Raw genomic sequence first — 13,580 nt, 5'->3', positions numbered from 1 at the left:
AGGGCATCTCATGATCTGGCCTCCTGAGCACCGTTACCGGTGGGCGGGTGGAGGCTGCACTGGCTGACGAGTCCAGTGCCGCGAGATCCTGAGCCGGGTGAACGCAGCAATGCGATGACCGGGGCATGCCTAACTGTCAGTCAGGTGCAGTCCATTCCGTGGTCTGCGGCACCATCATCTGCAGCGCTGTTGCTGGTGACATCGGCGCTTGTCACGCCGATTGTCACAAGGGAAGTTGCCGCAAAGCCAAGTGCGATTAGGGCTGCAGCAGTGCTAGAAGCGCCCGTCTCTTTCCAGGAGAAAGAGACGGGCGCAGGTTGGCGCAAAATTCAGCCAAGCGGATAGGTTGCTGCAGGGCAGCTAAGTAGGAGGTTTGTCTGGCATACGAGGGCCATGATCTGAAGTAGGCGTCCATCACCGGGGAGGTGACCGGGCGAGCTGCCGGACGCGAATCGCCATTTGGGGGAGAACCACCGCGAGAGCGGCGTGACCTTGAAGGTTCGGGTCACCTGGGGTGCTGTCATCGACAGCGCTTGCACGGCCAGTTCTACGCCTGTGGATAAACCCGGTCAAGGGTCGAAACTCAGCGCTACTTGGGAGGTGAAAAGCGGTTATCCACCGATGGAAATGAGTGGTAAATCCCGGACAACGTCTTGGCTTTTAGCTTTTCAAAGTGAGGTCCATCCAAACAGGGCGGCTTTGCAGCCCTGTTTGGATGGACCCGCGTGAAAGAGCAGCCAGCGCCGATCTTGCAGACTCACCCGCGATTAAATGCGCCATGACCATTTAGCAAGGCTGTGACGTTGTCGCCTACCGGATGGGCAAACTCATGCGGAGTGACATGGTCCGATCTGTTGGCATCGATGTAATTACTCCACCAAGCCATGATCAACCGACGCTGCTCCAAAAATTGGGCCTTGTGGATATACGCGGCGCGCACGCGGTTACGCTCCTGATGGCTCATCTGCCGCTCAATCGCCGCGTCCGTCCACAGCCCTGATTCGAGCAAGGCGCTACAAGCCATGGTCCTGAAACCATGCCCGCACACGTCCTTGGTGGTGTCGTACCCCATATTGCGCAGCACCTGGTTAACCGTATTCTCCGACAAGGGTTTCCAGTACCTGTGGTCACCGGGCAACACGAGTTCAGAGAAGCGATTCAAGCTGCGCAGCCGTTCAAGGATCTCGATGACTTGAGACGACAGCGGCACTATCTGAATGTCCCCACTCATCTTGGTCCCGCGTGTGGAATAGCGGACGCCTTCAATCGGCTTGCGGCTATCGGGGATCTCCCACATTGCCCGTTGCAGGTCGAATTCATCCCAACGTGCAAAGCGCAGTTCGCTGGAGCGCACGAACACATGCAGCGTCAGTAGCACTGCGAGCCGGGTCAGCTCGCGACCGGTGTAGTTGTCGATTCGGCTCAATAATTCAGGAAGGCGGTTAAGCGAGAGCGCAGGACGGTGCACGGTACGCGGCGCTTGAATCGAGCCGGCCAGATCGAGCGCTGGATTTTGAGTGATCTGCCGCGCCCGCTTCGCTCCTCGCATGATCGTGGATAGATAGTTCTGCACACGCAGCGCAACATCCATCGTGCCGCGATCCTTGATCCGCTGAGTGACCTCAAGGAGATCATGGGTGTCGAGTTCAGCAATAGGCCGCTGGCCAATCAGTGGAAACACGTGGGTGCGTAACCTGCTCAGCACCGTCTTGGCGTGTCCCTCAGTCCAACGCCGAGACATTTCGATGTGCCACTCCAGGGCAACGGTTTCAAAGAGAAGGCTCGCCCGCTGGGCTGCGATCTTGGCCTTCTGCTTTTCTTCCATCGGATCAAGGTTGTCGAGCAACAGTGCTTTGGCCTCATCGCGCTTGGTCCTCGCAACGGCCAACGAAACGATGGGGTACTTGCCGATAATCAGCGTGCCTTCCTTGCCGTTGGGTTTGAAATACCGCAGCCGCCAAGTCTTCGAGCCACTGGGCGCGACGTACAGGTACATACCCCCGCCGTCGAACAGTTTGTAGGCGCGATCACGCGGTTTTGCCGTGCGGCATTTGAGGTCGCTGAGCGGAATGGCTAGGCGTGGCATAGGGGTACGTTCTCCATTCAGGAAAGACGCTGTACCCCAAAAATACCCCCGGTTATTGGGGATCTAGTTGGTTCCCGACGGAGGGTCGTGGAAACGAAAAACCGGCCAGAAGGCCGGTTTAGAGGGCTTCCAAGGCATTCAGCGGAATGCAGTGGAGCTGGATGTGGTGCCGGAGACAGGAATCAAACAGTGGACGATATGACCAGTATCTACTGGGAAATCTAGCTAATCGCATGAATCCGTATCCCTAAACGTATCCCCAAACCAAAAGTCACCTCACCGGAGTCGAAGCCGGGAGACCGTCTAGGATTAGCTGAACCCAACCCAGAGCACTGCCATATGACTACCACGCCCCAAAATCTCAACACCATGCTGCGCACACTGCTGAAGATGCATGAGGAAGGCCAGGAACTCGAGAGGACATTCATCGAGTCCAATGCGGAAATTTTTGAGCAACTGTGGGCGAAAGGTTACGGATGCTACCGAATCACGAGGATGCAGGCCGGTAACATCAGGCCTCGTAGGGAGTATGCCGGCCTGCTAACCCCACGCGGCATTGAGGCGGCTCGAGCCCTTGGCGGTTAATGCACTGCAACACTCCTGCTGGGATCAATGAGCTGACTGCAAGCGAAGCCTCATTCTTGCAGTTGGCAAGATAATTCGAGGGTTAACCAATCATTTGGGTGGGTTCACCCAGTGAAGCAGTTCACTAAGCTGTGAACGCTCCCGCTAACAAGAAAGCGCGGGTTTCCTGCCCCGTATCTTGCCCCATCTCTCAGGGTCCCCCGGCGACTAGAAACAGGAGTAGCGAGGTCCGTTTTCTACCGCTGAAGGCGCGAACGAATAGGGGATTGGGGATTCGTAGTTAATCGATGCTAAAGCGGTGTAACAGGTGGAACATGTGTAACACACCTGATAACTCATTGATTTTAAAGGTTAATATTGAGTTACACCTCGGATTTCCTTCTGTGGTTTAGCCGTGTAACGGCAGAGGCCGGTGTAACCGAGACTAATGAGCTTTTGTGGCTACGATTGACAAAGGCCTAGGGCACAGCAGGTGGGCTTTTTGACTGGCAGCCATCAACATAGCGATAGCTGGCGGGGGCACTACAGGGCTGCGTCAGAGGTGCCGGGCTGAAAAAGCTCACGGTTGCCCAGCGGGAAAGCAATTCGTTGCCCGTAGCTTCACACCTACCCGCGAAATGGCGTTATTGCATGTTGACGGTGTGATGGCCTAACATAAGAGGTGTAAGCCCCATTGTGACGTCCCACACCAAGCTATTAGAGCTGAAATGTCGTGTCACTTGGGGCTTTGTTTTTTTCAGCGTTCCCACAGTAACAGCCCCGCCGCTTTCCACTTAGCCTCCGGGTTAGGCCCTTCCTTCGCGTACATGCTCGCCACTTCGTTGTAGAACCGTCCACGTCCAATCTGCTTCCTTGCATGCACTGGCACTATCAGGGGATAGCCCCGGTGGGTCTCAAACGTCATCACAACAATGCTTTCGCCACCTTGTACGGTTTGATTGGCTGAGCGATAGATTGCCCGGGGCGCATTCAGGATCTGCGGGAGCCGTTCGATCACCCCTCGCGGTATACCATGGTCGAAGTGCATTTTCCCCACAGTTTTGCCCTTCAGGACGAGATCCAGCCCGCTATAGATTTCTCCACCAGCGCCGATGATGGATGCTGGCGTTGCGCCAAGTTCCAAAAGCAGTTCGTGTCGAGGTCGGCCTACTGCCTCCGCTTGCAGAACGACCTCCACCAAGGTCTTAAAATTTCGATCGCTATCCACTAGCGGCACCCTCTAACCTGTTGTCATATTCGAAGAATAAGGCGGGTCAGAGGCAATTTAGAAGGGCGCCAGCCGCTTGCATGGGGTGTTCTGATGCACCCCACTGGTGAGCATTAAGAGCTCCCAGTGGAGCGCGCTACTGAACACCGAATAACATTCAGCCGAGAAGACTCATCGTCGAACAACACGAGAACATATACTGGATAACGTGGGAGGTGCTGCTGCACCCCAGGGGCTGTCAGGAAACGATTGTTTCCCACACCTACCTCCCATAGCCTTAGGCCATCCATATCGCTGAGGCGTCTATGACTACACCACCTCCTCTTCCAGCAAACGCAAGTCTTCCATCGGCAGTGCCTGAAAATACGAGTACTCCCGCCGTAGTCGTGCCTACAAAGCGCTCGATTGAGGCCAAATGGGGGGGGCCAATCACGAAGGCAGGGTGGACCGGCATTCCCAACATATTGATCCGTCGACAAAGAACGTTGGGAATAGATGCCCTGGACCTGAACATCCTTTTGCATCTGCTGAGCTACTGGTGGGAAGACGAAAATCACCCGCACCCTTCGAAGGAAACCTTGGCACAAGCCATGGCTGTCTCGGCTTCAACGATCCAACGTCGTATCCGTGCTATGGAAGCGGGAGGGCTGTTGAGGCGCATCGAACGCAGGAGAGAAAAGGATCGCAGTGAAACCAATCTCTACGACCTGACACTGTTGCGGGACCTGCTGGAACCTCATGCGGTTGTGGAGTTAGAAGAACGAAATGCTGGCCACGAGCGCCGCCGAAAACGCATGACCACGGTCACGAAGGTGGAGCCTTAGCTCTCTAGGAGTGATCGTCCAGACGTGCGATTGCTCCGCCGTAACTCGCATCGGTGTTAGTGATCGTCCATTTGCAAGCAATCCCGGCAGGGTCTACGGAATGGAGAAATGCATGAAAGTTAAATCTCTGCGCTACGTGAACAGAACGCCATATCCGGGCGGCCTGCCACTTCAGGACTGCGTTTACGCTTCATTGCGCTTAAGACCGCTCCAATCGCCGCTGGACCATGATTGACGGCAAATACTCCTCGCATAGACCTCAGATCTCCAAACGAAAAACAGACGCTTACCAAAGAAAACTCATCGAGAAGGCAGCTCTTAAAGGGATAGGCTACGCTTCACAAAACTACAGCTTCGAGCTGGGTTGTCAGCACCAGCAAGCCCGCCATAGTGCGGGCTAAGCCTGTAGTGGAGGCGCGTCCTGGCGCCTCGATGCTAGGAACTGTGGAATGTCATTTGAGAATGTCGAAGAAGTCGTTGAGGAGCGTGATCCCGTATCGGTTAATAATCGCTTAGCCGAAGGCTGGAGTCTTTTAGCCATTGTCCCCGGATGCGATGCAACAAATAGCCAAGCCTTCACCTGCTACGTGTTAGGCAAAGTGATCAGCGAAACCGATAAGACTATACGAATGATAAAAGAACGTTGTGAGAGCCGCGATAAGAACAAATTCTTATAGAAAACCAAACCCAGCTATACGCTAGACTAAACTCTTGAAGCCGCAAATTGCGATTACAACATGAGCAAGGACAACATGGCACATTATCTTGGTTGGGAAACAGCTACTTCATTGCTACTCAGTTATGAAAGCATGGCACTTGCCCATCGGTCTACCTTACGTAGGGCCAGTGCCGATGGTGCTGAGCCGCATGCCTATTACAGTTACATGCATGCTTTCGGCCTTCTCATTCTCAATGCTTCCTTTGTGGAGGGGACCGTCCGAACAATTCTCACCGAGAAGGTGAAGGCTGAGTTGGACGAAGCTGTAGAAAGGGGTAAGCGCGCCGGCCGTACTGAACATGATTCACCGACACGGCTTCTGCAAAAGTTCCTAATTGAATTGGAGAGTTCTGGGGGATGGGACAACCTCGTCAAATCAGCAGGTGTCTCGTATTACGGAAACGCGCTTGACTCCGATGTCGACAAGGACGTAAAGGAAGGCATCAACGTGTTATTTACTCTGAGAAACGTACTTGCTCACGGTACGGCCCTGATCCAGCCGACGGTAAAAATGACTGAGGACATGAAAGATATTTACCCCTATTCATGGCAGTCTAAGCTACATGGAGTCGGAATGTACCTCGAACGCCATTTCAAGCGAGGTGGAATGTTCGAGAACCTGGCAGACCCTGATCTCCCAGAGCACTTTATCGATATCACAAAAAAGTATTTTGAGCAGCTAACTCCGAAGTTCACCCCTCTACCAGAACGTGCTCAGAAAACCATAGACATGATTCGAGGTTATAGCTTCGGCTTCGTTAATCACACTCGCTAGTGTCCTGCATGGTTAGTTCGTTTATCTACCTAATTTGTTCAGCCCAATGATTCCAGGGCTTTTAGATTAACGAATTAACCGAGCGGGACACTAGCTATACTGAAAAGTATCCTGCTGTGCCCTTGGGCGAAGCCAGCATATAGCGGACGCTCCTTTGTGTCGAAACTAGGAGCTTGGAGCGCACTGACATGACGGATGCCGAAGCAAGCGCAGCCAAATACCAATTTAAATTATTCCCTTGCATCAATTGCAGTTACTCAAGGCGCAGAATGATAGAAAGGGGCCAAACTAGCGCCCGGCTTATCCTAGATGCACAGCCTCACCCTAGATAGCCAAAGGCTTAGTATCGCTTTGGCTACTGATACACTGATCGCCAATCTAGGACTCTTGCTGGCGTATAAATCAAATACTACTTGGCCCGACTCGTAACACCCGGTTACCCAGACCATCAGCGAAAAAAATATGACATTCCAACTGCCTCGGGACAACAATCAATTAAAGCCTCATAGATTTTTAGAACTTTAATTTCAAAATCCCATTTAATATCTGATGACAAAAAATGAACAAGACCAGAGACAACCATTATGTCGCACAATGGTATCAAGAAGGCTTCATGGATGGGCGAGACAACCAACTATGTTATCTCACGAAGCGAAACATAAGCTTAAAAAATGGAGAACACAAGACGGTACATTCAAAAAAGTGGCACACAACCGCTCAAAAGCTTTATGAGATAGATCTGTACTCAACTTTTTTCGGGACCGAAATTAACGACGACATTGAAAGAAAACTATTTGGCCCAATTGATGACAATGGATCAAAAGCTGTTAAAGCGTTCCTAACCGACGACCACGGAGAGTGGCATAAAAACTTTGAGGATTTCTTCGTTTATCTTGATGCACAAAAACTACGAACCCCAAAAGGATTGGACTGGATCAAAAGCAAATACCCAGAATTGAGCCAGATTCAGCTAATGATGGAAATGCAATCATTACGGTCAATACACTGCACATTATGGGCCGAAGGTATTAGAGAGATTGTCTCCGCCGAAGATTCAGACACCAAATTTATAACATCTGACCACCCTGTCACCATCTACAACTATGCTTGCCCACCTAACTCAGAATTATGTAACTATCCTAACGACCCTGACATTGCACTAAAGGGAACACAAACAATATTCCCGCTGAGCAAAAATCGCTGCTTGATCTTAACAAACCTGGAATATGCCAAAGATCCAGAAAATGTCAACCCACTTTCACAGCGAACCAATGCGAAACGCGTACGCTACAGCATGGTCAATACGATTGAGTTTATAAACTGCCGCAAGCTTACATCAGAGGAAGTCACCAAAGTAAACCACATCATTAAAAGCAGATCACACTCTTGCGTTGCCGCTGGTAGAGAGGAATGGCTTTATCCTGAAAATCAGGCAGCTTGTGATTGGGCTGAGTTAAAGCACGTACTGCTCCCACCATCTAATCAACCTCTTGGATTTGGTGGCGAATTATACGCCCAATTCGAAAACGGTTCCGTTTACTATCAGGATGCATTCGGCCGAGCAGATCCACCGAACGACTTCTTACGTAAAAGCACTGACGAATCTCAAATAGGCCGCAATGATCACTGCGGCTGTGGCAGCGGTAAAAAATATAAAGCCTGCTGCCGTGATATGTCTGCCGACATGCGTACAAGCTGGGATTCAGTAAGCATTCGAGAGCGAAATCTTGCTCTCTGCAACTGTATCCGAAGCGTACTCGGCCTAGACAATGGCAAAACCTGGACTGACATCAGACGCGAATTAACCAACAATCAAGTTTCAGAAATTTATAGCTTTTATGCAGCTCTTTGGCCACGCGACACCGACATATACTCACTACTGCCCAAGCCAGATGGAAAGTTTAGAGCATTATACACTGGAACTATAGACCCCCGAACAATCAGCCTACGGGCTCTGCCTACGGCATCTTTATTTGACGAATTCCTTATAGAGTCACCAATACAAAACCCGAACAATGTTAAGCCAGAGTTCAGCCCTGTTAAATCACCCGCCAAGTTCAAATACCAAGCATTGAAAGACTTTTTATTTATGCTGGAAATAGAGCCTTTTATTGCACTTAACATTGTAAACCTGATCCCCAGCTTGATGGAATTCGATTCCGATCTAATGGAGGCCGCCATGGAAATTGCTGCAGCGCGAGCTCCAACAAGGAATATATGCGAAGTAGACAGGAAGCGTTATTTTGAGTTAACCACCGAGGATCTACTGAATACAGTCGCAATAATGCCTCAAGATGTGAAAATACAAACATTGACTCAACAATTTGGGCTAACCGAAATAGATGCAAAGCGAGCTATTTCCGATTTAGAGAGCCAGGCGGAGTCATCGCATCTCATGATGCTGCAACGTTTCGACTCAGGCGAAGAGGGTCAGTTCCTCCTTTTTAAAATGGCTCCAAACTACGAAATGTCATTATTAACAGCACAAGCCACCGGATCAGTACTAATAACTGACAGTGGTTCGAGGTGGCAAGAATTAGTAAGGGCGCAGCATACCAATCAGGGAGTTGTTAACTATCCGTGGAATAGTGCCCTTCAGCACGTCCATTCGAGCCCACTTGACTATCAACTACTGGAAAACGTTCAGAAGTCACAAGGCCCATTCGCGACACTTAGGCGGCTAATGAAAACGACCGACTGCATGATTTTGACGAACGATCGAAATGCTGAAAAAATCAAGTCCATCTCCGACCAAGCAAAAACTCTAATGAACCAAATAAAAGACACAACCGACCACTCGAATAATTGCGCCCTGACGATATTAAGCCCTGAAGGCGGGCTCTATGACACGAACGTCCAAAGACTTCTAGCGAGGTCCAATTGCCCACGATACGAGCATCAAGTAAGGTCTATCTACGGCATTGGTCTTCCCAGTCAACCTTAACTCCACAGACGATATGCCACCAGGCCATAGTACATATTCAGGGGAGCAGTATTAGCCACCCACAGCAAGGGTCTGTCAACAATCTGCCACACCAAGCGCATCACGAAATAAAGTTAACATGATGCGCTTTGGCTTCACTCACGCAGCTTTGTTAATCCCATCTAAAGCCGGAAGATCAATATCAATAATCTGCTCAGCAGAATATTTGTAGCTCATCGTTATCAGATCCCCTTCACCCCAGTGCGTGAAGCTCTCGAGTTGACTACTCACGTGGAACCGATGGAATGCCATCCCTTCGCGCCCCATGTAACGCTTCGCCGCATATAGCTTGGACCCCAGATTAAGAAGTTCTTTTACCGACACATCCCACTGTTCTTCCAAACGCTCAAGGGCCACTACAATCGCTGAGCGTTCTGCCCTGAGTATTTCTTGAACAGCTTCTTCGATGTGCGCATCAATAGTTTCAATTTCCTGATCCATCGCAGCGATGATCGAGCTTTGGCGACGCTGATTTTCCATCGCCGAGCTCAAAGTCGTTGCCGCATTCTGCGCAGCCTCTGCGGCCTTTTTCTCACCCTCAACGTCGCTCCAGGCAACCGATTGGGCATAAGCTCGAGCGGCCTCCTCCTCACCCTGACGAGCTTCGGCAATCATTCTCTCAGACTCGGCTTTGGTTTCAACCAACCGAGTGCTTAGTACCTTGCGCTTGCCCTCAAGATCAGCTTTGTCAATTGCCCAATTATTCATTGTTTCTTTATATTCAGCCATCAGTACGGATGAATTAGCTTTTCGGTTAAACCAAGCAATGTCTTGATCAATTACAGCAATTTTGTATTCGATGCTATCGACTTTCGATCTAGTCTCTCGGATAGATACCTGAAGACTCTGACCGGTCGGCTCTTCGGCGAAAACTGGGTCAGCCAGATGCGCCTCCCATTGGGTGATCTGCTGTTCCAGCTCTTGGAGATCCGCATGGTATTGGTTACGTTCAGTGTTCAGTTGTTCAAGGCTTTTCATTGATCTGTCATCCTAGAATTAAGGTTATAGGTAGAGCGGCTGGCGAGGCCGGACACGCCGGCGTATGCCTCATATGGAAGAGCTGCTTTTAGGCAGCCGTCGCCTCAGCCAGCGGATCCTCGATGCTCGGCTCACTGAGCACCACATAGCAGCGCTGCATTCCCATACCTGGCAGTCTCACAGTGCAGGACGCCTTTCCGTCCTTACCGCTCTGTAGGACGCCTCGCTCTATCAACTCGCGGTTAACGGCCGTGATGTTCATTCCACGGAACACTTCAGAACGCCATGCCTCCGGAAGCACGTAGTAGGTGATGGTCGTATGCATGGTGTCACCCATTCCGTGCTCCATGGTTTTGCGGAAGCCTAAGCGGTCGATCGTGCGGGGGCCGTGCTCATCGATCTTCGCAGCGATGGATTCCCAACGCGTGAACCGGCTCTCGCCGAAGCGCTCAATGACTTGCCGCAGGCGTGCCATGATGGCTTCCCCCTCCATATTCCCAGCACCGCCTCGCTCCGCCAGCCATGCGTGCAGGCAAACGCGAGCTGCCGTGAGCGCAGCTCCGTCTGGCCAGCCGGTCACGCCCAAGGCAGTGGCGAGCTCGCCCGCGGCCCCGGCTAGGCCGAAGCGAAGAGCAGCACGCTGGACCTGCCCACTTGCTGACGCCGGGAGGTTCTGTGCAATGAACTGCTCGACAGTACGACGCAAGATGCTCACCAGACCGGGAAGCTTGCCGGGAGCGCACAGGGCATCCAGGAATGCTGTGAGCGGCGTACCGTAGAATTTGCTCACCCGCAGCTTGAGCGCATCTGAGAGCGCTGCGGCATCTTCAAATCCACACAGGGTGTCGAACATCCCTAACCCTTTGCTGGCGTTCGCCGGTACCGCCAGCATGCGAACCTCCATGCCAGCCTTGAGCTCTTTGTTGGCTTCAGCCATGTGCTGCGCCAGCGTCTTCTCACCGGTCGACAGAAACAGCAGGCGCCATTCCTGTACGGTACGGCCTGCTTGTCCTCGATCATTCGCCCGGGCTTTGCCGGTGCCATTGCCGAGCATGTAGACGGTCTCGCCGATAATGCGAGCGTCGCACATGCCGATTTCATCCAAGATCAGAAGTCCATCAGAATGCGCCGCAGCGATTGACTCCAAGGCGTTGTCGGTGGACCGCCAAGACCGTACCAATCGTGGTCCGCCGTATACTGAGGCAGCCACTTGCAAGTGCGTGGTCTTCCCGCCGGAACTGTCACCATAGAGGTGAAAACCGCCGGACTCGTGTCCCAGTAAATGAAGCAAGGGGCCGGCAAAAGCGGTGCTGACCACAAACGCCAACCGGTGATTACCGACACAAAGAGCGCCAATCTGGCTCTGCCACTGTTCAAGGGTGCCCGCTTCGTTGATTGGCGGCAGCTGGGCTCCAGCGTCATAGAAATGCAGGTGCTCCCCATGCTGACCGACCTGACGATCAGGCAGCAGGAATGCATTGTTGTGCCAGCCCAAACGGGTAACCAGTCGTGCTCGCTGTGAGCTATCAAAACCCTGCAGATAGCTCTGCAGGTCGTTGCGCGCATGCCTACCTGACCTAGATCCAGCCAGGCGCAGCCCCATGTCGACCAAGGGGCCCAATACGTCTTTGCCAAAATCGCCGGTCATAGTCCGAGCCGGGATGTTCCAGCGCTTCTTTTCACCGTCAGGGTCGTCGAACTCGACGAGCAGCCCCCAGTTGTGCCCTTTCTCGTCACGGGTGCGCGCAAGAATTTCAAGGGGTGAACATACGGGGCGTGCCTCACCATCTTCGGTGGCGTAGAACACACCTTCTTCTGTCAGGCGGAAGCCAGTCGGGAGTAGATCCCGATTGAGGCGGGCCTTCCCTTTCTCCGCTTTGCTTGGCTTCGCATCATCCACCCCGCCAAGCGATGGAGTGCTCTGGTTCGAGCCGCCGAACAGCTCACCGGTACCAGCAAGCAATGCGATATGCGCAGCAGTCCACCCTTTCTCCAGTGCATCGGCGGCGTCGTCACCGTCGCCCCAGCGTCCGCCCTTGGTAAAGCTCGGCGTTTCGCCCTGGAGCACAGGCTTGCGCTTGAACACTGTTAGCTCGATGGTTTGCACTGCGCAACCAATTTCCACCAGCTTGGCGGCTACCGACTGCATGCACTTTGCACCGCTGTCATCGTTATCGGGCCATAAGAACACCCCACGGCCCCGCAATGGGGTGAAGTCCGCCTTATGCCAAGAGTTGGAGCCGTTCGGCCAGCAGGTGGCCACGTGACCGGGCAGAAGCACCTGGGCAGCATCAGCGGCCTTCTCGCCCTCGCACAAAATCACCGGCGCGTCTGGCTTCTTTTCCAGCTCGTCCAAGCGTAACAGTGGGCGTGGCTCAGCCAGTCCCTGCCAGCGCCATTGGGCCGGCCCCTGCTCGCCACGCATGCACCATGTGAGCGGCGCAAATACCTTCTTGGCGGGTTCTTCTGGACTACCGCCGACATCGAAGCGATAGAGAACCATCAAGGGCTCGCCTTGGCTGTTGCGGTAACACCAAACTTTCGACGGAACCCCATGCTGTCGGTGCTTGCTTGGGCATTTAGTCATCGCCTCAGCGGGGATCGGTAATACCGCCTGCCATTCAGCAGTGGCGGGCTTTTTCGCCGACTGAGCCGAGATTGCCGTACGGGGATCAATACGTAGAAACTCGATGAGCTTCTGGCATGCGTCAACATCGGAGCAGCTTTCGAGATAGCGCACTAGGTCGATCAGATCGCCGCCTTTGTCACCCGTGGCAAAGTCAGCCCATGTCCCCTTGGTCAGGCTGATTTTCAAAGAACCGGCGTGCTTGTCATTCCGAGTGGGGTTCGGTGCGGTGTACTCCTTACCGCCGTCTACCCGTTTACCGCCTGGCAACCAGTTAGAAAGGACTTGGTCGATTGACTTGAGGGAGGCGTGTTTGACTTCGGAAAAGCTGGGGCGCTTGCTCATTTTCCCGCTCCATGCACCAGCTGGTACGTGGACTTATCGCCGTGTAAAGCCAGCGACCGAATCAGTCCCACTGTCCCTTGGACGTCCCAAATAACATTCGCTATTACTGAGTCAGACAACCTCTCAACATCCGGACCGGAATTGAACTGTGCCATGAGCAAGTGCAAAACGGCGTCGACGCGGGAGCAAGCCGCAGTGATGGCATCAATTGGCACACCGGTAGCATTGGTGGCGCATACGGATAGAAGGTCTTCGGGGAGACGCCCCTCAAGTCCCTTGGATGCAGATAATTTCATTGCGCACCCCCGACGGTTTCCAGAGAGCGAGCAATGCTCATATGTCGGTTGTAGCGTGCGAGGCGAGTGGCAAGGCTGGAGTTTGCGTGTAGAGCGGCGAGAGCCATTGCCCGGTGGGCGGCGGCGCGAACTTTGGACGGATTGAGGGCATGCATGT

The 13,580-nt window shown here is 52.9% G+C and carries 8 protein-coding genes; 4 read left to right on the top strand and 4 right to left on the bottom strand.

Annotation, left to right across the window (positions count from 1 at the left end; all coding sequences use genetic code 11):
- Positions 1–757 precede the first annotated feature (757 nt).
- On the bottom strand, positions 758–2,086 hold the full coding sequence (locus DV532_RS03420) for an integrase arm-type DNA-binding domain-containing protein (protein WP_056795313.1): 1,329 nt from the start codon (positions 2,084–2,086) through the stop codon (positions 758–760).
- 1,321 nt (positions 2,087–3,407) lie between these two features.
- A complete protein-coding gene (locus DV532_RS03410) occupies positions 3,408–3,878 on the bottom strand; it encodes a hypothetical protein (protein WP_156675858.1) in 471 nt (156 codons plus the stop codon).
- A 305-nt stretch (positions 3,879–4,183) separates the two neighbouring features.
- Between DV532_RS03410 and DV532_RS03405 the strand changes: the two genes are divergently transcribed.
- The 4 genes from DV532_RS03405 (at position 4,184) to DV532_RS03390 (ending at position 9,139) form a co-directional block, all read left to right on the top strand.
- On the top strand, positions 4,184–4,702 hold the full coding sequence (locus tag DV532_RS03405) for a helix-turn-helix domain-containing protein (RefSeq protein WP_120715296.1): 519 nt from the start codon (positions 4,184–4,186) through the stop codon (positions 4,700–4,702).
- 449 nt (positions 4,703–5,151) lie between these two features.
- A complete protein-coding gene (locus DV532_RS03400) occupies positions 5,152–5,379 on the top strand; it encodes a hypothetical protein (protein WP_120715295.1) in 228 nt (75 codons plus the stop codon).
- Between the two features lie 60 nt (positions 5,380–5,439).
- Positions 5,440–6,195, top strand: a complete 756-nt coding sequence (locus tag DV532_RS03395) for a hypothetical protein (protein WP_156675857.1) — start codon at positions 5,440–5,442, stop codon at positions 6,193–6,195.
- 559 nt (positions 6,196–6,754) lie between these two features.
- Positions 6,755–9,139: a DUF4238 domain-containing protein gene (locus DV532_RS03390; RefSeq protein WP_082476743.1), complete on the top strand. Its 2,385-nt coding sequence runs from the start codon at positions 6,755–6,757 to the stop codon at positions 9,137–9,139.
- A gap of 138 nt (positions 9,140–9,277) precedes the next feature.
- On the opposite strand, the gene DV532_RS03385 is transcribed toward DV532_RS03390, so the two are convergent.
- Complete coding sequence (locus DV532_RS03385; RefSeq protein WP_056795299.1) at positions 9,278–10,156, bottom strand: hypothetical protein; 879 nt, start codon at positions 10,154–10,156, stop codon at positions 9,278–9,280.
- Between the two features lie 88 nt (positions 10,157–10,244).
- Positions 10,245–13,127 (bottom strand): DUF927 domain-containing protein, encoded by a 2,883-nt coding sequence (locus DV532_RS03380; protein WP_056795297.1) that lies wholly within the window; start codon positions 13,125–13,127, stop codon positions 10,245–10,247.
- Positions 13,128–13,580: the final 453 nt, after the last annotated feature.

The sequence above is a fragment of the Pseudomonas sp. Leaf58 genome (assembly GCF_003627215.1).
GTDB lineage: Bacteria > Pseudomonadota > Gammaproteobacteria > Pseudomonadales > Pseudomonadaceae > Aquipseudomonas.
Note: the sequence above shows the minus strand (reverse complement) of the source record. Positions and strands in the feature narration are given on the sequence as shown.